Annotated in this window: 22 protein-coding genes and 1 tRNA gene; 12 read left to right on the top strand and 11 right to left on the bottom strand. The window is 65.6% G+C overall.

Going from position 1 to position 23292, the window contains the following annotated elements; translation table 11 throughout:
• Window positions 1-62: 62 nt before the first annotated feature.
• From ACOKGD_RS11735 to ACOKGD_RS11755, 5 genes are all read left to right on the top strand, one after another.
• Window positions 63-410 (top strand): histone-like nucleoid-structuring protein Lsr2, encoded by a 348-nt coding sequence (locus ACOKGD_RS11735; protein WP_342337781.1) that lies wholly within the window; start codon window positions 63-65, stop codon window positions 408-410.
• 158 nt (window positions 411-568) lie between these two features.
• Window positions 569-850, top strand: coding sequence for a Fe-S cluster assembly protein HesB (locus ACOKGD_RS11740; RefSeq protein WP_342337780.1), 282 nt, complete (start codon window positions 569-571; stop codon window positions 848-850).
• 218 nt (window positions 851-1068) lie between these two features.
• Window positions 1069-2226 (top strand): replication initiator, encoded by a 1158-nt coding sequence (locus ACOKGD_RS11745; RefSeq protein ID WP_342337779.1) that lies wholly within the window; start codon window positions 1069-1071, stop codon window positions 2224-2226.
• Window positions 2227-2690: 464 nt separating this feature from the next.
• Window positions 2691-3860, top strand: coding sequence for a hypothetical protein (locus tag ACOKGD_RS11750; RefSeq protein ID WP_342337778.1), 1170 nt, complete (start codon window positions 2691-2693; stop codon window positions 3858-3860).
• Between the two features lie 74 nt (window positions 3861-3934).
• Window positions 3935-4930, top strand: coding sequence for a hypothetical protein (locus tag ACOKGD_RS11755; RefSeq protein WP_342337777.1), 996 nt, complete (start codon window positions 3935-3937; stop codon window positions 4928-4930).
• Window positions 4931-5062: 132 nt separating this feature from the next.
• On the opposite strand, the gene ACOKGD_RS11760 is transcribed toward ACOKGD_RS11755, so the two are convergent.
• Window positions 5063-5443 carry a hypothetical protein gene (locus tag ACOKGD_RS11760; protein ID WP_342337776.1) on the bottom strand — a complete coding sequence of 127 codons (381 nt, stop codon included), beginning with the start codon at window positions 5441-5443 and terminating at the stop codon, window positions 5063-5065.
• Between the two features lie 286 nt (window positions 5444-5729).
• On the opposite strand from ACOKGD_RS11760, the gene ACOKGD_RS11765 reads away from it, so the two are divergent.
• From ACOKGD_RS11765 to ACOKGD_RS11780, 4 genes are all read left to right on the top strand, one after another.
• On the top strand, window positions 5730-5912 hold the full coding sequence (locus ACOKGD_RS11765) for a hypothetical protein (protein WP_342337775.1): 183 nt from the start codon (window positions 5730-5732) through the stop codon (window positions 5910-5912).
• Window positions 5909-6397: a hypothetical protein gene (locus ACOKGD_RS11770; protein ID WP_342337774.1), complete on the top strand. Its 489-nt coding sequence runs from the start codon at window positions 5909-5911 to the stop codon at window positions 6395-6397. The genes ACOKGD_RS11765 and ACOKGD_RS11770 overlap by 4 nt, the downstream gene beginning before the upstream one ends.
• A 238-nt stretch (window positions 6398-6635) precedes the next feature.
• Complete coding sequence (locus ACOKGD_RS11775) at window positions 6636-7718, top strand: tyrosine-type recombinase/integrase (RefSeq protein ID WP_342337773.1); 1083 nt, start codon at window positions 6636-6638, stop codon at window positions 7716-7718.
• Window positions 7719-7750: 32 nt separating this feature from the next.
• Window positions 7751-7822, top strand: a tRNA-Arg gene (locus ACOKGD_RS11780).
• Window positions 7823-8040: 218 nt separating this feature from the next.
• Here the strand turns inward: ACOKGD_RS11780 and ACOKGD_RS11785 are convergent.
• The 5 genes from ACOKGD_RS11785 to ACOKGD_RS11805 form a co-directional block, all read right to left on the bottom strand.
• Entirely contained in the window at window positions 8041-9171 is a 1131-nt protein-coding gene (locus tag ACOKGD_RS11785; protein WP_421355048.1) for a tyrosine-type recombinase/integrase, read from the bottom strand.
• A gap of 579 nt (window positions 9172-9750) precedes the next feature.
• Entirely contained in the window at window positions 9751-10644 is an 894-nt protein-coding gene (locus tag ACOKGD_RS11790) for a restriction endonuclease (RefSeq protein WP_421355049.1), read from the bottom strand.
• A gap of 73 nt (window positions 10645-10717) precedes the next feature.
• Window positions 10718-13255 carry a GIY-YIG nuclease family protein gene (locus tag ACOKGD_RS11795; protein WP_342337771.1) on the bottom strand — a complete coding sequence of 846 codons (2538 nt, stop codon included), beginning with the start codon at window positions 13253-13255 and terminating at the stop codon, window positions 10718-10720.
• A complete protein-coding gene (locus tag ACOKGD_RS11800; RefSeq protein WP_342337770.1) occupies window positions 13248-14774 on the bottom strand; it encodes an Eco57I restriction-modification methylase domain-containing protein in 1527 nt (508 codons plus the stop codon). The genes ACOKGD_RS11795 and ACOKGD_RS11800 overlap by 8 nt, the downstream gene beginning before the upstream one ends.
• Before the next feature lie 56 nt (window positions 14775-14830).
• On the bottom strand, window positions 14831-15421 hold the full coding sequence (locus ACOKGD_RS11805) for an SAM-dependent DNA methyltransferase (RefSeq protein WP_342337769.1): 591 nt from the start codon (window positions 15419-15421) through the stop codon (window positions 14831-14833).
• A gap of 442 nt (window positions 15422-15863) precedes the next feature.
• On the opposite strand from ACOKGD_RS11805, the gene ACOKGD_RS11810 reads away from it, so the two are divergent.
• Window positions 15864-16124, top strand: coding sequence for a hypothetical protein (locus tag ACOKGD_RS11810; protein ID WP_421355050.1), 261 nt, complete (start codon window positions 15864-15866; stop codon window positions 16122-16124).
• Window positions 16125-16534: 410 nt separating this feature from the next.
• Complete coding sequence (locus ACOKGD_RS11815) at window positions 16535-17812, top strand: relaxase domain-containing protein (RefSeq protein WP_342337765.1); 1278 nt, start codon at window positions 16535-16537, stop codon at window positions 17810-17812.
• Between the two features lie 9 nt (window positions 17813-17821).
• Here the strand turns inward: ACOKGD_RS11815 and ACOKGD_RS11820 are convergent, their stop codons facing one another.
• Together ACOKGD_RS11820 and ACOKGD_RS11825 are read right to left on the bottom strand one after the other, a co-directional pair.
• Window positions 17822-18757 carry an aldo/keto reductase gene (locus tag ACOKGD_RS11820; protein WP_342337764.1) on the bottom strand — a complete coding sequence of 312 codons (936 nt, stop codon included), beginning with the start codon at window positions 18755-18757 and terminating at the stop codon, window positions 17822-17824.
• A gap of 39 nt (window positions 18758-18796) precedes the next feature.
• On the bottom strand, window positions 18797-19654 hold the full coding sequence (locus tag ACOKGD_RS11825) for an aldo/keto reductase (RefSeq protein ID WP_342337763.1): 858 nt from the start codon (window positions 19652-19654) through the stop codon (window positions 18797-18799).
• Window positions 19655-19770: 116 nt separating this feature from the next.
• Here ACOKGD_RS11825 and ACOKGD_RS11830 point away from each other — a divergent pair, with 116 nt between their 5' ends.
• Complete coding sequence (locus tag ACOKGD_RS11830) at window positions 19771-20691, top strand: LysR family transcriptional regulator (RefSeq protein WP_342337762.1); 921 nt, start codon at window positions 19771-19773, stop codon at window positions 20689-20691.
• Window positions 20692-20718: 27 nt separating this feature from the next.
• Here the strand turns inward: ACOKGD_RS11830 and ACOKGD_RS11835 are convergent, their stop codons facing one another.
• The 3 genes from ACOKGD_RS11835 to ACOKGD_RS11845 all read right to left on the bottom strand — a co-directional run bounded on the left by ACOKGD_RS11835 (window position 20719) and on the right by ACOKGD_RS11845 (window position 23220).
• Window positions 20719-21357, bottom strand: a complete 639-nt coding sequence (locus ACOKGD_RS11835) for a hypothetical protein (RefSeq protein WP_342337761.1) — start codon at window positions 21355-21357, stop codon at window positions 20719-20721.
• 107 nt (window positions 21358-21464) lie between these two features.
• Entirely contained in the window at window positions 21465-21962 is a 498-nt protein-coding gene (locus ACOKGD_RS11840) for an HNH endonuclease (RefSeq protein ID WP_342337760.1), read from the bottom strand.
• A 376-nt stretch (window positions 21963-22338) separates the two neighbouring features.
• Window positions 22339-23220: a M23 family metallopeptidase gene (locus ACOKGD_RS11845; protein WP_342337759.1), complete on the bottom strand. Its 882-nt coding sequence runs from the start codon at window positions 23218-23220 to the stop codon at window positions 22339-22341.
• Between the last annotated feature and the right edge of the window lie 72 nt (window positions 23221-23292).

A 23292-nucleotide genomic window follows, 5' to 3' on the forward strand; every position in this document is an offset into this window, starting at 1 on the left:
ATTCCCCACACAGGGCACTTCTCTCCCCGCTAAATCATGAGAATGCGCGCTATCATCGCCGCATGGCCCGAAAGATTGTTCATCAGCTCGTCGACGACCTCGACGGCACCGTGCTCGAGCCCGGCGAGGGCGAGACCGTTCTCTTTGCCCTCGACGGAAAGAGCTACGAGATCGACCTCACCGCTCAGAACGCGCAGTCACTGCGCGACGCATTCACGAAGTACATCGACGCCGCGCGTCGTATGTCCTCCGGCGGATCCGGCAATTCCACCGCCGCCCGCGGCCGTCGCCGCACCGGCCAGACCGATTATGGCCCTATTCGTGAGTGGGCTAAGGAAAACGGCTACACGGTCTCCGAGCGTGGTCGCGTTCCCGCGACGATCATCGACGCGTACGAAGCGGCGCACTGACCCTTTCAAGTAATGATTTCGCCCCGTCCGGCACCGCCGGGCGGGGCGACTTTTGTGTGGGCTCTGACCCACGTGTGCATCACCTGAGCATCGGATCATCGCCTTGCATTCGGCCGCGATTCTCGGAAGCGTGGCTGGCCCGAGGAAAGGAGAGCCAGATGCTCACGCTTACCGAGAACGCCGCCGACGCGGTGCGCACGATCGTCTCCCAGACTCCGGACGCGCAGACCGCGGGTCTTCGCATCCAGGGCACCAGCGCTTCGCCGGACGGCTACGCGCTAACGCTCGCTCCGTCGCCCGCCGAGGGCGACACCATCGTCGAGGAGGCTGCGGCCCGCGTCTTCCTCGAGCAGATCGCTGCTTCCGAGCTGGACGACAAGGTGCTCGACGCTCAGGTCACTGACGAGGGCGTCCGATTCGCCCTCGCTCTCCAGCAGTAACGCGCAGACCACACGGCGCCGCTCGGCTCCTCCGGGCGGCGCCGTGCTGTGCGTCCCCGTAGACTGACGGGGCCAGCCTCTGTAGCTCAATGGAAGAGCAGTTCCGTCCTAAGGCTCCGAGCAACCGGCAACCCGCGAGTTCTCGTGGTTGATGTCGGGGATTCTGGTGCATCTTGTGCATGTTGTGCCTCCTGGGGGCACACGCGGGGCACACACCCATGGCCGGCGAGGCAATCTCAGCGGACGGAATTACCGACCCGCTCGAAACCCTGCGTTCGATCTTCTGCTCGAAGCCCTACGAAGTCTCCAAGGGCGTCTACGTGCGTTGCCAGTCTCGTCGCTCGTCAGCATGTCCGTCGTGCGCGGAACTCTACCGAGGAGACTGGGCAAGGGTCGCTCGATCCGGGATCTACGACAGCGACGGACAGCCCGTGCTCGGCTTCCGCTACTTCTTCCTCACGATGTCGGCGCCCTCGTTCGGCCGTATCCACCGCGTTCCCAAGTCAAGTGCCGAGCGACGGCGGTGCCACTGCGGCAAGGCGCATTCGCCCGAGGATGTCCATCTGCGCGGCCTCCCTGTCGACCTCGATGCGTACGACTACGCGGGGCAGGTGGCCTGGCACGTCGGTCTAGGCCGCTTGTGGAATGCGAGTGTTTCTGCCATGCGGGACCTAGTACCCGACCTTGAGTACTGCGCGGTACGTGAGGTACAAGCCCGGATGGCCCTCCACATGCACATCATCGTGCGCGTGCCGTCGACCTCACTCACTACGGCGAAAGCGCTGGGGGCGGTAGCGCGACGAGCCACGGCGGCCCACCCGGTGACGGGCAAGCAGGTCGCTTGGGGGCAACGCGGAGTGCAGGATCGGGAGATCAAGTCACGGCACGTCGACGCGCCCGGCACCATGCCGAGCGACTCGGCGGCCGCCGCCAGGGTCGTACGCTACGTGTCGAAGGCGTTGAACTACTCGCTCAAGGACATCAACCCCGGCGACTCCGCCGATCCGCCACCCGAGCGCTTTGCGTTCGTACAGAGGCTACGGAAGGCTGCTCGATTCGACGTGCGGTGTACCAAGTGCTCGGGGCGACCCGGAGACTGTGCGGGGAAGGCGCACAGTTCCATCGGATACGCCGGCCATACGATCAGCATCAGCCGGCCTACCACGGAGCGTCCAGGGTGGTCATTCAGCGGCCTGACCCGCGCCTCGCTTCGCGAACAACGGCGAGTTTGGATGGAGGCGAACGCTTCCGAGCATGTCGGCGCGGGCCTCGGAGATCTCGCGCTCTTCGCGGCCTCGTGGATCCGAGAGGAGCTCACGGTGCGCGCGTACGACGCCGCCTGCAGCCAACCGGCCCGGGCTCCGTCCCGTCGATGAGAGCCGACGCACCCTAGCGGCGGATCAACTCCTATGGAGGCAGACGTTGGACTCTCCGCCGAGTTCCAGATTGACCTGGCGCGAGAACGCCGCGTGATTAAAGCGGAGGGCCTGAGAGATGTCGACCGATTCGCCTGGACGAAACTCCACGGAAGCGCCCCCGACGTGTCCTGCCGGCGGCTGTCCCTGTGCTCACGCGCTCGCGTTATCCGACATCGCTGCGCCGAGCGGACCGGTGCCGCCCCCTTGGCCAGCAACCTGTGTCGGCGGTGCTACGAACTAGCCGCGCGAGCGACGATGGTCTCCACGCGCCGGTAGGCTGAGCGCCGCTCCGCTGCGTCCGCCCCGGAAACGCCGAACGGCCGCGCCCCCGCGAGCATCCAATGAGTCCATGGGCTGACATAGTGAGTACTCGAGAAGCCGGTCAACGACGGGCTGTTGCCGAGACGGAACAGGGGTTGCGCATGACTCTGGTGAATGCGATCCACGACACGCGAACCGATTGCTACTCGGTCATGACGGAGCTGCCGGTCGGCGACTACCTGCAGCTCGTCGACCGCGCCCACGCGCACCAAGGCGGGATCGAAGGGCAACGCGCTGTTCTAGGCACGACCACTGCACGTCGCATTCGCGACCGGATGGTCTCGGACCTTGCCCAGGGAGCAGTGCTGCCTCCAATCGTCATTGGCTTGGTCGTCGACGAAGAGACATTCGACCGCATGCCACCCGCCGACTTCGACGACCTCCGCAGCATCCTCTCCAGGGCGCCGGGTGAAGACGTTTCGATCATCGACGGCATGCAGCGCACGGCCGCCTTGCTCGCTGCGACCGAGATGGACGAATCTGTCCGCGACAGGCCGATGCGCGTCGAGTTCTGGCTGACACGGAGTGTTCGCGCCCTGATCTATAGGATGCTGGTGCTCAACACCGGCCAGGTGCCATGGACCCTTGATCGTCAGATCTCTATCGTGTTCGCATCTATGCTCGCGGAGCTCCGTCACCGCGTCCCGACAATTGAGAAGCTGATCACGCCCGACGCCCCGGGGAGACGGGTCGGTCCGGGGCAGCTGAGGTTTGACTCGATCGTTCAGATGTACATGGCGTTCTCCCTTCGTAAGGCAGCGGTCGACACTAAGGAGCAAGTCTCCGACGAGTTCTCACGCCTGGACTTCGTCGAGAACTTGGACGATGCCAACTTCCAAGATCACTTCTACGAGGTGCTTGGGATGCTGGTCGATCTGGACAAGGCGTTCTCGCGGGCCGCGGCGACAGACGCGGCTGCGCTGACTAGCGGTCGACAGGTGTTTGATCGCCAGCCGGCCCGCATCGGCTTTGCCGTCGCGCTCGGCATAAAGATCATGGGCCGTCCAGGGGAGGACCGGGAGCCCGATCGAAAGTCGGCAGCTCTCGATGAGCTCAAGGCCGAGCATCAGGCGTTCCTCACCAGGCTTGACGGAATGAATGAGCAGGAGCTAAGCGACTTCCTATGCTTGGACGTCCTGAGCGAGGTGCTGGACAAGCGCGTCGGCCAGGTCGGTCGCTACGAGCGTGGAGTCTTCCAGGAAGCCTTCAAGGTCCTGATCGATGAGCATTTCGACGTGACCTCCATGGAGATCTGCTGGCGGGCGGCATAGCAGTGTCGCGGAGCGCGAGGGACACTGCTAGCTCGATCTTCGGACGGCTGACGCAGTACGCAGCAGACCGCGGCATGGCGGTGCCAGAAGGCGAGCGCTACATCTTCCTCGATGAGAATGAATATGATGCGCTCGTCGCATCGAAACGCGTGCTGCACCTGAAGTTCGGTCGTAATCAGGCGGCTGCCCTGATTGAACATGCGAGCGGCGAGCTGCTCGCGCTTGCCGGATTCGAAGCTGACGATCTTGCGCCCACCGCGCACATTCGAGAGATCGAGGTGTCCCCTGGGCTTGCTGTCGCGATGCTCGAGGATCTTGAGGTCGATCCGTCGGCTGGCCCCGCCGCAGTTGTCGACGTGGTGGCAGCGGGAAGCAAGGGCGCTCCTGACTACCCGGGTCACGAGTTGGAGCTCGTCGCTGCGCTCTATCCTCGGCTCACCGGGCTTGAGATTGATCCCGAGGCGGCTGGCGCCGACTACTTTCACGCCAACGTCTTGGCAGCGTGCGCAAGGCACGGGGCTCATGGCAACGGATGGATCAACGCGGCACTGTCCGATGAGCTCGTACTGCTCGCGGAGCAACGTATTACTGGACTCCCGTACGAGTTCCTGATCCGCGCGGTCTTAGATCTCACCCCATCAAGTCTCTTCCTGGCGTTGTATCGGTGCCTGGAGGCAACGTACGCGTACACGAAAGCTTCCGAGCTGGCTGAGACCCTGGAGACAGGCAGGTCCTGGATAGAAGTCGCGCAGGCGCTGGGCGACACGCTCAACTGGTATCCCCGCCACGACCAGGCATTGGCTGCGGTCCTCGCGCTCCCGCCGGTGAACAGCGACGAACTAGCGGCATTGGCGGTCTCGCTCGGCCGGGACCAGGGGGCCGACTCGCTCCCCACACGTGTTGCTGCTGGAGTCCGCGAACTCCGGAACAGCCTTGTGCACTACGGCCCCACGACCCGTCAGGTGGCCATCCTGGGTGACGACTGGAATGGCCTCTGCATCCCCCTCGCTCGGGTAGTGGGTTGCGTGTTCGCGCACGCCTACGCAGTTCCCTCCGCGCCGGCACGCTAGTAACCGCTCGTGGCCACCCGCTCCACTGAGGACCAGCGACCCGCGCAGCGGGTCGACCTTGTTCCTGTAATGCGGTTTTCCGCCAGAGTGCCCCCGGACTCTCTACCCGCTTCGGAATAGGCCCCGGGCCGCTCAGGAGTCCGAGGCTTTTTGCCAGCGGCCAACGGTCGAGTTCGAAACCCCGGCCGCGCGGCCGAGTTCGTGCGTTGAGAGATCGGTGCGCTCACCGGCCCAAGCGATGAGTGCGCGTACTTCGTCCGCCGCGGCGTCTCGCACGGTCGCGAGCTCTCGCAACGTCTGCCGTACGTAGTCCGCGACGAACTCCGGTTCCAGCGCGAACTCTGCTCCGTCTGTCGAGATCTGACGGTGGCGTGCGTACTCGTTGAGGGCTCCTAGGGCTTCGGTCACTCGACGAGCAGCGTTGAGCGTTCTCGTACTCGCCTGTCGTACGTCGTAGTCCAGCGTGGCGATATCGACACCGTCGGGAACGGTCGGTTCGTTTGAGTCGGTCATGCAGTCCATCATGCAAGCACGGGCGATCTGTTACAAACGCGAAACATGCGACACGCGGAGCGCACTTGCTTGCGCGTGCACCGCATGCTCTACTGAAGGCGTCAGTGCACGATATCGTGCAGTTGTGACCCATCTAGAGCAAGGGCCTACGGCCCGGAGAGGCCATCGCAATGGCTAGCCCCTTCCCGATCGACACCATCACCCGCCCGCACGCGTTCATGCCCCTGAACGGCTGGACCAGGACGGCAACCAGAAGAAGAACCGCGACGGCATCCCCCAGTGGTCCGTGAACGTGCTGTTCACGCCGGACAAGGGCAAGCCCGAGGTCATCACCGTCACGGTTCCGTCGGCGGCCGAGCCGACCATCGTCCCAATGCAGCCGGCGATCTTCGAGGACCTGACCATCGGCTTCTGGCAGTCGGGCGACTCTGCTGGGGTCTACTTCCAGGCGAACGGAGTCACCCAGTGAACGCGGCTCGGCAGTTCAACCCGACCATCGTCGACGACGAAGGAAACGACCGCATGTCTCTCGCCAGTCGACTCCGGGCGCAGATCCGTCCCACGACGGGCGCAAACCTCGTGCACAAGCGGATCGACAACCTCTTCACCGCGACCCTGGACGAGTGGGCACGCGAGGGAGACGACCTGACTGTCGCTGCGCACAAGGCCATCAGTGCCGAAACGCGCGAGCTGCAGAAGCTCTGGGCGGCCGCACAGACTCGCGAGCAGCTCGAAGAGCTCACCGAGCGCGCGTTCTGCGCGTGGGGTCAGTTCAAGAACCCTGTCTTCCTACGCTTGAACGCGACGGAGACGCCCAGCGGATACGAGTTCTTCTACGCGACTGCACGCCTCGTTGCTGCACTCGGGTCCGCCTTCGCGAGCCTGGTCGACAGCTACCGCGCCTTCGACGAACTGGACGACTGGGCCCGCCTCCAGGCTCGTCGGGAGGGGTAGCGGTGACTCGGCCAGCGCAGGGGATTTCCCTGTTCCTCACTGAGGCTGAGACTGCCGCCGTCCTCAGGATCTCTCGCGCTCACCTCTCGAGGTTGGCTACGGAAGATCGCGCCCCACTGACTCCTGTGTACCTCACGGAGTCGACACGCCGGTACCGGCGAGGCGAAGTCGAGAAGCTGCTCGGATGCTCGCTCGAGGGCATCGACCTCGCAGCCTTGGTCCGAGGGAGCCGCGCAGCGTGAGCGTTAACAAGCACGGCAATCGCTGGCGGGCCATCGTGAAGGCGGGAAGGCAGTACGCGGGATCGAAGGTGTTCGATACACGCCGAGAGGCGGAGACCTGGGAGCGAAGGCAGAAAGCGCTCCTGTCCGGGAGCCCCGACCCTCGCGCGGGGCAGCAACGGATCGGCGTGTTGCTCGATCTGTGGGCGGCGGATCGTCCTGCCCGCGTGGCGGTGACGACGGCCCGCGCTGAGACGGCATTGCTGAAGTGGGTATCGCCCGCGCTGCGTGCCGTCAAGGCGAACGCTGTCTCGGCAGCCCTCATCGAAGCAGAGTTCACGAGGCTCGCACAGGCTGGAAAGGCTCGTGCTTCCATCGCACGGTTCCGCAACGTCTTGGGCTCGTTCTTCTCTTCCCTCGTACGGGATGGGGTCATCCCCGTTAGCCCCGTTCGCGGCGTCCGCATCCCCACAGCGGCCCGCGCGACGGAGGAAGTGCGTCCGTACTCCGAGGCGGAACTCATGGCTCGCCTCACGATCTGGCGGGCGCTGTCCCCTATCGATGCCGATACCGTCGCCTTCCTAGGCATGACAGCCCTGCGATGGTCCGAGGCACGAGCGCTGCGCGCCGGAGACCTCGTCGAAGTCCCGACACCCGCGATCAGGGTCGAGCGCGCTCAGCCCGAAGGTACCGCGGAGCCGAAGACCCCCAAGAGCGGGAAAGCCCGGCGCGTGCCCCTAGAAGACGCCGCGCTCGACATCGCGCGCAAGTGGGCCGCGGGTAAAGCTCCTTCGGACCGGCTGCTGCCACGTGTCCACGCCGGCGGGCTGCGGCTGCGCCTCGACTGGGGGAACACCTCGCAAGGACGCACGCTGCACGATCTCCGACACACGGCGATCACACACTGGCTCATCGCCGGTGTAGACGTGCAGAGCGTTCGCCAGTGGGCCGGGCACTCTGACCTGTCGATCACGTCGCGCTACGCGCACTGGGTCGGTGGAGACGCGGATGCCGCGGCTTTAGATCGCCTCAATCGTGCCCGCGGGGCACACCGGGGGCACACAGAGGAGCGGAAGGAGGAGTCCCGCGACGCTCAGTAGCCCCGGAATCCCCGGCTAGACTTGCCGGGCCAGCCTCTGTAGCTCAATGGAAGAGCAGTTCCGTCCTAAGGAAACGGTTGGGGGTTCGAGTCCCTCCAGGGGCACAACATATTTCTCCTCCCGACCAGGGGTTTATTTCAGAAAGCCTAACTAGTTTTGCGTTTTTGCCCGCTTTTTGCCCGCATTTGAGAACGCTATGAGCCGAAAACGGGGCAGCTTCGAGGGGCATCACGACCCTTCGTTCGACGTCTCAGAGCGACGAAATCGAGCGTTTCTGGTGGCGTTCGCCTCGTCGAAAAACTGAGCAATCTGCTCTCTGCGGTCACTGCGGTCGGGCGTAGCGGGTCTGCGGACCCGACGGCAGCGCCACCAGCGGCATCTGGCCGTTCAGTCGCGTCGCGACGGCATCCAGATCGTCGTCGAACAGATCGGCGTGGGTGTCCAGCGTCATCGCCGCCGACGCGTGCCCGAGCATCCGCTGCACGGCCTTCACGTTCGCGCCCGAGCTGATCGCGAGCGACGCGGCCGTGTGACGGAGATCGTGAGGGGTTACCCGCGGGATCGACGAATCGAACTCCTGCGCACGCCGTACCGCGTTCGCGAACCACCCCTTCGCCCCCGAGTTGCGCATGTGGTTGACCCCGTCGCCGAAGAGCAGCCCTTCGGGACCCTTGCCGGCGCACGCCTGCTCGATCATCGGAGCGAGACGCTCGGGATACGGGACCGAGCGCCGCTCGTGCGTCTTGGGCGTGCCGACATGGATCTCGTAGGCGATCATCACCGCGTTCTCCTCGATGACGAAGCGGCGGCGCAATCGGTTCACGCTGCGCACGCGCAGGCCCGTGGCCTCGCCCCATCGCAAGCCGCAGTACGCCAGCGTCAGGACGAGCGTCGGGTAGGCAGAGCACGCGGCCAGCGTCGCCACCTGGTCATGTGTGAGGTAGACGCGGCGCTTGCCCGGCCCATGCCGAGGAAGGTTGCGCACGTGGCGCGCCGGGTTGCTTGCGAGGCGACGATCGTCGATGGCGACGTCGAGGATGCCCGCGAGGATTCCGAGTGAGCGGATGACGACCGTGCGCGACTTACGGGTCGCGAGGTCTGACACCCAATCCTGGACTTCAGAGCGCCGGATCGACGAGATCTCCCGGTCGGCCCACACCGGGGCGACGTGGTTCTTCCACGCCTGCTCGAGCGTCATGTAGTACGACGGCTTCGACATCGGCGGCTGCTTTGACCGCAACCAGCTGTCGGCGAACATGCTGACGGGAACCCGCGATAAGGCCGGGTCGATGTACTCGCCCTTCGCCTTCGAGACGGTGACCATGGAGAGATACAACTTCGCTTCACGCATCGTCGTGAAGCCGCGCTTCTCCGCCTCGGTGCGATCGGGCTTGCGATAGCGCACGCGGTAGCGGCGACCGTTCACCGACTCGTACGGGGTGATGCTGCCCATCTCGACCTCCGCTCGTACCGGCTCGACGGTCAGTATCGGCCCAGTGTCGGACACTGCTTGGACGCCGTCAACGCCGCCGATGCCCGATGTGGATAGATGACGGAAGACGTCGTCAACTGGCGGTGGTGGAGGGCGCCTCCCTCCGACGCCGAGAGTGTAGCGCTCGGTCGCGCCTCCGTTCTCGCCGCCCACTCCTTGCAGACTGCGCGCTGGCGCGCTCCGCTTAGCAGCCGTTCGACGACGAGCACTGCGCCTCGCCCGATCGCTGGGGCGGCTGATTGTCGGGGCGGGGGCGGAGACTGATCTCAGCGATAGCGGCAGCGGTCAGATGGGCCAAGCGAAGATGAACGCGCCGCACAACTCGCGCGATGACCATTTCGAGCGACCAGACACTGATTCGTGCCCAATCACAGTAGCGAGGGAGCATGCGAGGTCCGGCCGCCCCCCTTGAAACGCTAAGCGCGGGACGTACTCGCCTCTCTCCGCGAAGCGGGCGAGGCGACTTGCTAGGGCTGCGGGCATGCGCCGCTGCTCTTCGCACGACACGTCGAGCCGGCACCTCTGTGATGCCATCGAGTTCTAGTCGAAGTAATCCTCGTCGAGCTCGACGATCTGCACTGTCTGCTTCGCTTGCACGCCTATACCGAATCGAATCATCAGTGAGGTGAGACGATCGCCGTCGATTAGGATCACGCGTGTCGGCACGGCGGCGGCGTATTCCGCGGCGCCGCCACTGAACCGGCCCGTGGTGATGAAGACGCCCCCGTCGGCCTTTCCGCTGAGCGCGCCCACGAAGCCCTGCACTTCGGGTCGACCTACGACGTTGTCGGCTGAGTACCGCTTGGCCTGAATGTATACCCGACTCAACCCAAGCGTGTCCTGATCGATGATGCCGTCGATCCCGCCGTCATTCGACGCCGAAGTGACCCTGGCCTGTCCTTCGGCCCCTCCATAGCCCATCGCCACGAGCAGGTCGACCACGGTTTGCTCGAAGAATGTCGGCGACTTCGTCATGAGCCGAGCGAGAAGCTCCGCGGCGACGTCAGCCTGAATCTGCTTAATTCCTTGATCGATGAGCTCCGCCGGGTCGAGTGATGCGACATCCTCGGTCGGCTCAATGGTCGCCTCGCTGACAGGGCGCGTCCGTCGGTAGCCTGTCACCACCTCGACGTCCGCACGGGACACGGCGGGGCGGGTGTCGAGCACTTTGCGTCCCAGAGCGCTGATGACGTAGTGCCCTCGCTCAGGGCGCGATAAAGCGCCCGCTCTGTTGAGATGAGAGATCGCCCATCCCACGCGGTTGGCATACATCGGCTGACCGGTTGTTAGCGTGATCTGACGCTCTGCGCTCGGAACTCCTGCTTCGTCCGCGGCGGCTTGGGTGATCTCGCCTCGGTCGCGCGTCGCGCCGTCGCTCATGACTCGAAGGATCGGTGCCATGAACTCATGCCACTTGGGGATCGACAAGTTCATTCCGTTCTATTCGTGGCAGGGCGCGGCCGGGGGCTCCGCGAGGGATCGATGGCTCGCCGGAGCGAGTGCAATTCTAATTTTCGACCGCCACCACAGTGTCGTAGAGGCCATAGTGACGCAGCCCTCCGTGCGACTCAATTCCCGTGTACTTGAGGGACGCGTCCTCGTAGCGGCGGAACGCGAACACGGCCTGGTTCATGTGTCCGGCGTTGAAGACGCCGAGCCCGACAAGCAGATTGAAGTCTTCGACGGTGAGCCCGGTCACCGCCCGGAACAGGTCGGGCTCAATCTTGGTGATGACGTCGTAGAGCGTGTTCTCGCGGTAGTCCGTCAGATACATGAACGCTGGGATCCGCGTCGCGAACTTGATCAGCTTCTCCTGGATCTGCTTGCGCTTGGACTTATATTCCTTCTCCTCGGCCGTGAGCTCCTTCTTCTCAGCCGGGGTTATGTCGTCGCCCCTCTCCTTCTTCGTTTTGCCGACCGACTCGCTCTTGTTCACCACCGTCTCGAAGATTGATGAGCCGAGAGCTCTAAAGCCCTCGATGTTCATGACCGCTTCGATCGCGGCATCCGACGACATGATCTTCTTAAGAGTGAGGTTGTCGACGTTGACGAGCATCGCCGACTCCCACTTGCGCGCCAGGAGCGTCGCCGAGGTTCCGGACATCGCGATGTCCAGGATGCCGGCCGCATCGACCTGAGTCATGTTCGAGCCGTCGTAGGCCAGCACCGGCAGGAACGACACGAGCTCTTCGACGGCACGCTCCGGGTTAGGGTTTTCGGGAGATAGTCCGCGCCCGTACTCGCTGATCTGACGCAGCGCGCGCGTCGGCGCGAAGTCGAAGACGAAGCACACCGGTTTGAGGATGGCCTCTTCGTTCGGATCGTCGCCGTTCGGGTTGCGGATCGTCCACGGCGACTGCACGCGGAACGCTGCCTGGAAATAGGTTTCGGGTGCTTGCAGGTTGCGCAGCATGAGGATCGACGACCACTGCGGCACGGTCACACCGGTCGTCAGCTTGCCGACCGTGAGCGTGATCGTCTTGGTGTCGTGTCCCCCACCGATCGCCTCGCGCACCGGCGGCAGCGCATCGAGCCCGACGCCGACGCCCGGCGCCGACACGTTGACCACCCGGTAGTCGTGCCAGAACGCGTTCTGCGGCTCAGCGAGCAGATTCGCCATGGCGGCGCACGAGGCGGTGCGCGGCAGCATCCAGAGCGAGTGCTGCAGATACGGCAGCAGCCGCGAGTCCGAGTACGGGAACGGCGGCCGTGTGCCGGCCTTCATCGCATCAACCTGCGTCGGCAGATAGCCGCCGCGGATGATGTCTAGCCACTTCTGCACGTCGTCCTTATGGACGAACTCCGCGTCCTCGCCGATTCCTTTCGCCTCGAAGAACGCGTTTAGGTCGAACTCGTCAAACTCGCCCTGGCTCGCGATCGCAATAAGCTCGTCGGGCATCTGGTACGTAAGCAGGCGCATCTCGGGCAGCGAGGCATACGGGTTGGGGTGGAGTGGATGCCGCACAGCGAAGTCCGCCTTCGCGCGCTGCTCATCGGTGTAGGTCCAGTTGAAGATCTGCTCTTCGATGAACCGGCCTTCGTTGAGCACCTTGAACGGAGTACCCGAGAGGTAGAGGTAGGCGCGCGCCTTGATCGGCACGAACGCGTCTTCGTCGCTGCCGCGCTCCTCGAGCTCTTCGGCGAAGGTCTCTTCGGCGGCAGTGAACTCGAGCGCCTGCTCCTTTTTACGGACGGCATCGTCTTCACCCTCGAACAGCTCCTTGGCCGTGTCTCGCCAGGCACCGAAGTGGTATTCGTCGAACACGACGAGATCCCAGGTCACGTCGGTCAGCCACCTGTGCTTGGCCTTGAAATTGCCGGCGGCGTCACGGCCCAGGAGATCCTGGAACGATCCGAAGAAGACAAGGGGCTGGTCGGGAGAGACGAACGTAGGATCCCCTCCGGTCTTGCGCGACAGGTACTGCCACCCGTCGAAGTCAACGTGGGTCCTGAGGTCTGTGTCCCACGCGTCTTCTACCGCAGGCTTGAACGTGACGACGAGTACACGCTTCGCGCCAAGCTTCTTCGCGAGCTGGTAGGTCGCGAAGGTCTTACCAAAGCGCATCTTCGCATTCCATAGGAACTCTGGGACGCCATCGTCGTCTTCGGCCCAGATCGACTGGTAGTAGTCGTGCGTCTTGTCGACCGCCGCCTGCTGTTCGGCGCGCATCGGGAAGTCGAGCGTTGGTGTGCCCTCGTAGGCCTTGTTCGCGCGCAGCTCGGCAATCGCGAGACGCACGTCTTCGACCGAGCAGCGCATCCACTCAAGCGTCGGGTTGGCGAACTTCTTTTGCTTCAACCGCTCGCGCACATCGAAGTCGCGGAACACCGTGCCGTCGGGTCGATCGGCTGGCTCGTCAAGCACAATCTCGAAGTTCTCGATCGCCGCCGTCTTAAGCTGCTGCGCGACCCGGGTCTTCACGTCTTTCGTCGTCTGCCCGACCTTGAGTAGTCCTGCATGCGCGTCGTCGGAAATGGAGTACGCGTAGATGCGCAGGCGAGCCGACTGCTTCTCGGGAAGGAGCTCGTCGACGGACCTAGGCATCGCCAAGCTCCATCGGCTTGATCTGCGACTCGATGAGCGCGATCTCATCCTCGCTCAGATCGTACTTCGCATAGAGATCCTCATCCGGCCACGCGCGCGAGAAGTCCTGCGCGGGCACGAACGCAAATGACCCGCGTGTGATGTTCTGCGTCAGCAATATCGCGGAGACAAGAAATCGCACAAACCGTGTGCGCAGATATGCCGCGGCGTTGCGGGCCTCGAGCTCGGATGAGAAGGGGCCGACGATGAGGTAGGACTCCGTGGCGACCGACTCTGGCGGCATGACCTCGATTCGAGACAGCACTCTCTTCCGCCCTGACTTGTCGGTCTGGCCCGCGTGCTCGCTGGACGTCTTCGACAGAAGAACTTTCCACCTGTCTACGAGCTCCCCACCCTTCGGGACATCTGCGCGGTGTACGCGGGCATCCCCGCCACTCGCGTAGAGATAGAGATCGCCAGCCGCCGAACCCGCATCGGCCGAGTCGATCCCGAAGGGCCTCCTGGCAGAGACCACCGCGGAGAGCGGGACATCCCTCTTCTCTTGCACTCTCTTTACGAGATTAAGCACCCGATTGTCACGGATGAACACGTCGAACTCGTCCAAGACTCTGTCAGCGGCGACTGACATGCCTCCGACTCGCGTCTCTACGTGGCACACCCCTGGATCATCGCGATCCCACAGGAAATAGCAGACGCCACCCGCTACATCGACGCCGGCGAAGGCCTCTCGGGAGTCTGGGTAGTCGACGAGCGCACGGAGCCGTCGGTCGCCGAGCATTGTCGCGCGGAAGTCATCGAGACCTTTCCCGCCTGAGAACCACTTTGACGGGATGATCATCGCGAGCAACCTCGGCTCCAGCCGCTTCGCCTGTTCAATGAAATGGTGATAGATCGGCATCGCACTCGACCCCGATCCGCCGCCATCGCTCAGTTGGTAAGGCGGGTTGCCGATGATGACGTCGAACTGCACGTCTGCTCCAAACATGCGCGCGAGCCGCGCCTTGATATCGGTGGTGTGAATGAAGGCGTATGCGTGCGTCTCGAGGTCGTCGGATCGCTCGTAGCCTGACTTACCCGCGCCGCAGTAGGCGCACCTGCCACCCGCCCATGTGTGCTCGGTTCGCTCGAACCAGATGTTGCCCCAATCACGGTCGAAGGAGGTCGCGATCGAGTGCGTGCCCGTCGCGTCCTTCGAGCAGTACACGCTCCGTCGCGCGAGCAGCGCCGTGAGTCGTGTGATCCCGACGCCATAGACCTGTTTCGTAAGGATGTGGTCTACCCGCTCCTCGAGCACAGGGATCTGCGATTCGAGACCGTCGGTCAGCCGCCTGGTGATCTCGCGGAGGAAGACCCCCGACTTTGTGAACGGATCAAGGAAAGTGACAGTCGGGTCCGACCAGATCGAGGCGCCATAGTTGGCCTCGGCCCACGCGACCTCGAGCGTGTCGAGCATCTGATTCGCGAGTTCGGGAGGGGTGAAAACCTCGTCGTTCGAGAGATTCGCGATGCATGTCAGCACGTCAGGATTGTGACCGCGGAGGGCGAACGACGCCTTGCCGTCGACAACCGGCGCGCTCAACCCGCGATCTCTTTCACGGTCATCGCGGCGTACGTCCGCACCGGCGTGAAAATCTCGTGCTCCTCGAACGCCTCGAAAAGCCCTACCGCGGCCGATGCGCGTTGGGTGAGGTCGTCGAGGCGAAAGTCACGGCGCTGGAACTTACCTCGTCCGAGGTATCCCCACTCCGGAAATAGAATCGCCTCGCCCGAGGCATCCGTCATTTTCAGGGCATTGCCCTGAACGACGTTCACCGAGAGGACCGCGAGAGCAGCTCGGTACCATTCGTTGCCCGCACTCGGCCCGAGAAAACGAACCAGAGTGGCCGCGAGATTATCGCGGCACTCGGCTACGTTGTCGGGCAGTAGCTCGATTCCATAGACACACATCAGTGCGAAGAGGGCGTAATGGCGCTTTTCGAAATCGCTTCGACCGTGCCGGGCCTGCACCGCGGCCAGCTTGCGCTCGAGGACCGGTAAGAGGAAGTTGCCTGATCCGCACGCCGGCTCTAGGAACCGCGAGTCGATGCGTTCGGTCTCTGACTTGACCAGATCGAGCATGTCGTCGACAAGCCAGCGCGGAGTGAAGACCTCGCCGTGATCGCTCACGCGCTGACGAGACTTAACGATTTGTTCCGCAGCATTGGCGCCTGAGCGCCGCGCTCCAAGTGTCGCCATCATGATCCCCGGCAAGACCCATTCTTTCTGCGACGGATCCGCTGTGGCCCGTGCAGCACCGACTCTAGCCGCTTCCGCGGCGAGCCGAGCCTAGCTTTGGGCTCATCCGACACCACCCGCGGGCAGCACCGCCATGGCGATCTGGATCGAGCGGGCCTACGATCGTCGCCGTGATGACCGCGGGCAGGGTCGTTTGACGCCTGGCGAGTTCGAGACCATCATGAACATGGCAACCGCCCTGGCGGCATGACTAGGCACTGTCACCCATCGGTGCAGCCGCCCCGCTGGCGCCCGACCAATAGCGCTGTTCCAGAGCGCCATCAAAGTGATCCGGGGAGCGATGACGAAGCTCGTATACGGCAAGGACCATCAAGTGGAGTTCCTGAGCGAGGCAGAGAAGCAAGAAGCGTTCGACTATCTGATCACGTCTACGGACATCGAGTTTCGCCACGAGCCGAACCACGAGTCGGGCGCCTGGGCTTCGGAGAAACGCATGCTCTTCTACTCTGTGGATGGCGTGCCTGCAGGTCTCGTACGGAATTGGACCGCGGGTGTCGGTCGCGTCGTCGGGCGCATCAACTGTGGCGAGCTCTACGACGAAGTATTTCCGCTGCGAGAGGCCCATCACTCCTGAGCAACTGCGTGCGCGAAACCGGGCACCCGCAGACCACCAAGGACTGCGTGAGCGCAGCCACCGCACTGCGACACGAACCGGCCGGCGACGTTTGCAATCCAGAGGTTGGTCTCATCTGGATTCCAGCCGCGGCCCTGAAGCGTTGACAGACGGCAAGACCGACCGCAGCTTGGACGTGTACAGGGCTTCACGACCCCCCTGACGTGCACGCCGCCCATAATGCGCCTTCCGCGACCCGACCATCGGCGCCACTTCAACCACCACCCAACGAAATAGACGATCAAACGATGCACGCAGGCACCGTTCGGTGAGGCCGTGATCCGAGCGTCATCCTGAAGCATCCCAGTGCAGGTACCTACACAGCATAAAAAGTGCTGGCCAGACTAGGAAATCGCTCGTACTCTGGCGCCATGCGCGGGGGCCTGCAGCGATGGAAGAGAGGCGCCGGATCCGGTGGGGTCGGGCGCGCAATCGACTACGCCGTCAAGGGAACCTGCGACGCTCATCTCCACCTCTCAACCGGATCCGACGCACTCGAGGTGTACAGCAACGCCGGCGATGCGAGCGTCACCCGGTACGTAGTGACGAATGGCGCCATCGCGGCCGATGAGCTGTCGGCGGATGCTCTCCGGGTGTGGCTCACCGGCCATGACCCGGTCACCGGCGAGGAGCGCGGAACCCAGCGGCTCAGCGCAGACGCCGACCTCTTGCTGGATGCGACACTCAACCATCCCAAGTCGTACAGCATCGCCGCCCTGCTGCATCCGGATCTGGCGACCGAGTTCGAGTCGCTGCAGGACCGCCTGCGCGACCGGATCCTGACCACCTGGCTCGACGAGCTCAACGCACGTCGCGGGCACGGCGGACTGATCCGGGAAGACATCACCCGCCTCGAGGTCGTCGAGCTCGACCACCGTCGCTCGCGCGCGCTCGACCCGCACGCCCACCGCCACCTTTGGCTGAACGTGAAGGTGCTCGGCGCCGACGGCAAGTGGTCCAATGTTGACTCGCGGGTCGCGATGAAGCTGCACACGCTGATCAACGCCGAGGGCGATCTCGCTGCGCGCACCGATCCACTGTGGGTTACAGCTCTTGCCCGCCATGGGTTCACGCTCGACGACGTCGGCGAGGTGGCGGAATTGGCGGCGGCGGTCCGGCCCTTCTCCCGTCGGTCGGCGCAAATCGAGGCGAACCGCGCCAAGCTCATCGCGGAGTGGAGCGCCCAGCACGGCGGCGCGAGCCCCAGCATCCAAGTCCTCACGCAAATCGACCGTCGTGCGTGGGCGATGTCGCGCCCCAACAAGCCCGCCAACCTCAACGAGCAGTCGTGGGAAGCCACCGTCCGCGACGAGATTGCAGGGCTCCTCCCCCGGCTCGCTCTCGATCGGGCGCCGGTTCCACTCGCCTCGACTTCACTCGACGCGCTCGACCTGGACCTTCTTGCGGAAGCCACTGTTGTTGATGCCGACGAGCGGTCCACCCGCTCCGGCGGCAGATTTAGTTCGTTCGATCTCCGCGCCGGCGCCGCGCGTGCTCTCTTACGCAGCGGCGTGATCGCGCGCCGGGATGAACTGACCGTCAAAGCGATCTCTTGTGAACGGTTCATGGTCCTGCCCTTGTATGAGCCAGCCGCACACGCAAAGACGGGCGCCACCTCCAAAGAGGGGCGCCCGTCCGCATCGCGGTAAATCAGCGGATCAGGGCACCGAGTAGCCCGCTGCACGGAAGAGCTCGTACCACTCTGGGCGCGTCAGCGGCAGGTCGGAGCCCAGGGCAGCGGACTGCACGCGCGCCGGCGTGGTGGTGCCGAGCACGACCTGCATGTTGGCGGGGTGGCGGGTGATCCAGGCGACGGCGATCGCCTCGGCCGGCACCTCGTACTTCTCGGCCAGCCGATCGACCACGGCGTTGAGCTCCGGGTAGCGGTCGGATCCGAGGAAGGGACCGTCGAAGAACTGCGCCTGGAACGGCGACCATGCCTGGATGGTGATGTCGTTCAGGCGGCAGTAGTCGACGATGCCGTTGTCGCGGACGATCGACTGGTCGAGACCCTGCATGTTCGCGGCGACGCCCTGCGCGATCATCGGCGCGTGCGTGACCGACAGCTGCAGCTGGTTGGCGACGAGCGGCTGGGTGACGTGCTTCTTGAGCAGCTCGATCTGGGCCGGGGTCTGGTTCGAGACGCCGAACGCACGGACCTTGCCCGCTGCGTGCAGCTCGTCGAACGCCCGCGCGACCTCCTCGGGCTCGACCAGGGCATCCGGGCGGTGCAGCAGCACGATGTCGAGGTAGTCGGTGCCAAGCGCCTCGAGCGATCCCTCGACCGAGCGGATCAGGTGCTCGTACGAGAAGTCGAAGTACGGACCGTCCTTCACGATGCCGGCCTTGGACTGGATGATCCACTGCTCGCGCTCGGACGCGCTGAGCTTCAGCGCCTCGGCGAACCGACGCTCGCACCCGTGCTGCGCGCCCGCGCCGTAGATGTCGGCGTGGTCGAGGAAGTTGATGCCGGCGTCGCGCGCCGTGCTGACGAGGGTGCGCACCTCGTCGTCGGTCTTGTCCTGGATGCGCATCAGGCCGAGGACGATGTTCGACGCCTCGATCTCAGTCCCGGGCAGGGTGAAGGTCTTCATTGTTCTTCTCTTCTTCAGACGGATCGGCAGATCGCCGGATCAGGCGGACAGGCGGGCGACCTGCTCGGCGGTGAGCTCGAGCTCGGCCGCCGCGGCGGAGTCGCGGATGCTCTCGGGGCGCGAGGCGCCGGGGATCGGGATGACGACCGGCGCGAGCGCCAGCTCCCACGCGAGGGCGACCTGGTGCACGCTGGCCCCGGTCTCGTCAGCGACCTCCTGGAACGCGCCGTGGCGATCCGCGAGATCCTTCGCGCTGCGGATGCCGCCGAGCGGCGACCACGGCAGGAACGCGATATCGAGCGCGGCGCAGTGCTCGAGCTCGCCGAGGCTCGACCGGACGGCCGGCGAGAACTGGTTCTGCACCGACACAAGACGCCCGCCCAGGATCTCGCGCGCCTCGTCGATCTGCGCGACGCTCGCATTCGAGATGCCCGCCATGACGATGGCGCCCTCGTCGAGGAGATCGCGGATCGCGCCGATCGAGTCGGCGTACGGCACCGACGGGTCCGGGCGGTGGAACTGGTACAGACCGATCGCGTCGACCCCGAGCCGGCGGGCCGACTCCTTGGCCGCGCGCGCAAGGTAGGCCGGGTCGCCGTTCTGCGTCCACGAGCCGTCGCCGGGGCGCAGGTGCCCGCCCTTCGTGGCCACCAGCACCTCGTCGGCCGGGGCGCCGTAGCTGCGCAGGGCGCGGGCGATGAGGTCTTCGTTGTGGCCGACCTCGTTCGCGTCGCGGTGGTACGAGTCGGCGGTGTCGATGAGGGTGACACCGGCGTCGAGCGCCGCGTGGATCGTCGCGATCGCCCGAGCGTCGTCGGGCCGGCCTTCGATCGACATGGGCATCCCACCGAGGCCGATGGCCGAGACGGAGCGACCGCCAATGGTGCGCTGCTGCATGTGCTCTCTCCTTCGGAGTGTGCGTGCGGCTCCCGTAGCCGCGTGTTCACTCTAGGAACGGATAATCTAGAAGTCCAACAGTTGTGAGTTCTGGGATTGAGAAGCGGAGGGCATGGATGGATCTGCGTCAGATGGAGTATCTGCTCGCGGTCGCCGAGGAGCGTCACTTCACGCGCGCCGCCGAGCTCGCCGGCATCTCGCAGTCCGGCCTGTCGTCGGCGATCCGCAGCCTCGAGGAGGAGCTCGGCACACCACTGTTCGACCGCACCACTCGCCGCGTCGAGCTCACGGAGGCTGGCCTCGCCCTGCTCCCCCACGCGCGCCAGCTGCTCGCGCAGGCCGCCAGCGCCCGCGATGCCGTCGTCACGGCCAGCCGCGAGGTGACCGGATCGCTGCGCATCGGCGCCGAGCAGTGCCTCGGCTTCGTCGACGTGGTCGCGCTGCTCGAGCGCTTCCACCGCCGTCACCCGCGGGTCGAGACGCACTTCACCCAGGCCGGATCGCGCGACCTCGTCGCCCTCACCCGATCCGGCGACATCGATGTCGCCTTCGTCGCGACCACGAAGCACCTCGGCGCGCTCCCCCAGCGCACCCTCGGCGAGGAGTCGCTGGTGCTGCTCGCGGCGCCGGGTCATGCGCTCGCCGGCGGGGCGGCGAACCGGCAGGAGGTCTCCTGGCGGGCCCTGGAGGGGCAGGATTTCATCGACTTCACCGCGTCGTGGGGCGTGCGCGAGCTGAACGACGACATGCTCGCGGCGCAGGGCGTGAGCCGGCGCGTGCGCTGCACGGTGAACGACGTCCACACTCTGCTCGACCTCGTCGCCCGCGGCCTCGGCATCGCCATCGTGCCCCGTCACGTCGCCGCGAAGCCCCAGGCGGCGCCGCTGCGGAAGCTCGCCCTACCGAAGACGCCCGGGCTGTCCTGGACCGTCTCGGTGGTCTCGGCCGCGCGCGAGCGCGTGGACGCCCCCGCCACCCACCTTCTGGAGCTGCTCACGGACGCCACCGCACCAGAGCCCCGCGCGCTCACCGCCTGACGGCGCGGGCGGTCCCGCCGGCTACGGCTACGGGGCCGGCGGCGAGAGCAGTTCGACGAGCTCGTCCTTCGAGAGGCGCGAGTATCCGCGACGCTGCTCGTCGCGCGCCCGCGCGCGCAGCTGCGACACGGTGAGCGACGTGAGGCTCGACGCGTCGAACGGCGCGACGGCGGACTTCGGCGCGCGGCGGTGCGGCGCGCTTTCCCGCGCGACCGACGGTGCCGGCTCATCGATCCGCCCCTGCTCGACGATCTCAGGCGTGTGCTCGGGGGCGGCGGATCCTTCGACGGCCTCCGTCGGCTGCGGCGGTTCGGCCGCGGCCGTTGTGACCGGCTGGATCCCCTCAGGCTTGTCCTTCTTCGCCGCCTTCTTCGCCCCAGCCTTGTTCTCGGTCTTCTTCGCGGCAGCCTTCTTCTCGGCCTTCTTGTCCGCCTTCTTCGCGGCGGCCTTCTTCGCGGCGGCCTTCTTCTCCGCTTTCTTCTCGGCCTTCGCGGCGGCCTTCCTCTCGGCCTTCGCGGCAGCCTTCGCGGCGGCCTTCTTCTCGGCCTTGCTCGCGGCAGCCGCGGCCTTCTTCGCGTCCTTCTTCGTCAGCGTCGGCGCGGGCGGGGCGCCGTCTACGTCGGAGGTCGTCTTCTCGGCCTTGCCGGCCTTGATCTTCTTCGCCACGGGGGCTCCCTCTGTTCGCGTCGGCGGGCGTCAGCCGCGGGTGCCGCTGTGGCGGCATAGTACCGAGACTGGGGGACGAAGTGTCGGGCTCCGGCGCGCAGACGGTGTCACGCCGCGAGGGCGAGGTACGGCTCCCAGCGCGGATCGGCTCGCTCGACACCGCGGACGGTCCAGGCCGTCCCGTGCGGCGGACGGGGTGTGAGCAGCAGGTCCCAGCCCATCTCCTGCGGGGTGCGATCGCCCTTGACGTTGTTGCAGCGCAGGCAGCAGGCCGCGAGGTTCTCCCACGAGTCGGCGCCGCCGCGCGAACGCGGCAGGATGTGGTCGATGGTCGACGCCGCCTTCCCGCAGTACGCGCAGTGGTTCGCGTCGCGCCGGAGCACTCCCCTGCGGGTCACCGGCATCCTGCGCGAGGTGGGCACACGCACGTAGCGGGTGAGCACGATCACCGCCGGACGGTCGTACATCGCGGTGGTGCCCCAGACGGGCAGCTCCTCGTCGTGTTCCACCACCGTGGCCTTGTCGCTCATCACAAGCACCAGGGCTCGTTTGAACGAGACCACCGCGAGCGGCTCGTATCCCGCGTTCAACACCAGCGTGCGCATCACATGTCCTCAAGGTCGGCCCCGGACGGCTTCCGGGGTTCACGAACTGCCTTCGCGAGGGAATCAGCGGTGTGCAGAGACGAGAAAAGGCGCCGTCTGGACAGACAGCGCCTTCGGGTCCGCGGCGGAACCGCGGCTCGTGTGCACAGGATGGAAGAGGGAGTGATGCCGAAGCACGTGACGCCCGAGCGCATCCATGGTTCGGATGCGAGGTATTCGCTTCATCGGCCTTCTCCTTCCCTGATCTCCTGGCGGCGACGGGATCAGGGTAGCGCGCGGATGCGGCCGCGGGGCCCAACGGCGGCCGAATTCTCGGGGATACGCCACAAGGCCCGCACCGAGTGGTGCGGGCCTTGTGTGGGAAACGCCGATCAGATCAGAGCGGCAGCACGTACAGCGGGTTCACGAGGCCTCCGTTGACGCGGATCTCGATGTGGAGGTGCGGGGCCGACGACGCGCCGGTCGAGCCGACGTAGCCGATGACCTGACCGCGCGAGACGGTCTGGCCGGGGCTGACCGCGGCCGACGACATGTGGGCGTTTCGCACCTCGACGGCGCTACCGTCGACGGTCGAGTTGTAGCGGACCATCAGGCCGTAGCCGCCGGACCAGCCGGACGAGGCCACCACACCGTCGGCGATCGCGTAGATCGGAGTGCCGCTGCCGATGAGCATGTCGAGCCCGTCGTGCGTGGCCTGGCTGTGGCCGGCGCCGAGGCTGTCGCCGAGACGGTATCCGCCGGGCAGCGGAGCGCCGAAGCCACCCGACGAGATCGGGATGTTCGCGGGATCGACCGCGGCGACGGCGGCGCCGCTGCTGTAGGTGCGAGCGGCGGCGGCTGCCGCAGCTGCCGCGGCGGCGGCGGCCTTCTTGGCGCGCTCGGCCGCTTCCTTCTCGGCGCGCGCCTTCTCGAGCTCCTCCGGCGTGGTGGCCGTGTAGGCGGAGCCCGCGAGCGTCTGCGTCTGGACCTCGGACGCCACGACCATGGACTGCGCCGAGTCGGTGGCGACGTCGTGGACCGTGAGGGCCTCGCCGTCGGACTGGATGGCCGCGTACGCCGGGAAGGCGACGCCGGCGATCAGGGCGCCGACCGCGGCCACCGTGCCGAGCGCACGGAGGGGGCGGATCTTCGGCGCCCCCGCACGGCGGGCCTCACGCTCAGCGCGACGGATCGCGGAGCGGACCTGGCCGGTGCGGATGGTGGGGGTGCGGGGCGTCGTCTTGACGAGACCCGTCGAGTTGTCCGCGTCGGATGGCACGGAAGTTGAAGCGTTTTCAGACAAGGGATCCTCCATCGCCACGCGGTTCGGGCCGCCGGCTCGTCAGCACTG

This window comes from Microbacterium phosphatis, from assembly GCF_049177115.1.
In the GTDB taxonomy this organism is placed as follows: domain Bacteria; phylum Actinomycetota; class Actinomycetes; order Actinomycetales; family Microbacteriaceae; genus Microbacterium; species Microbacterium phosphatis.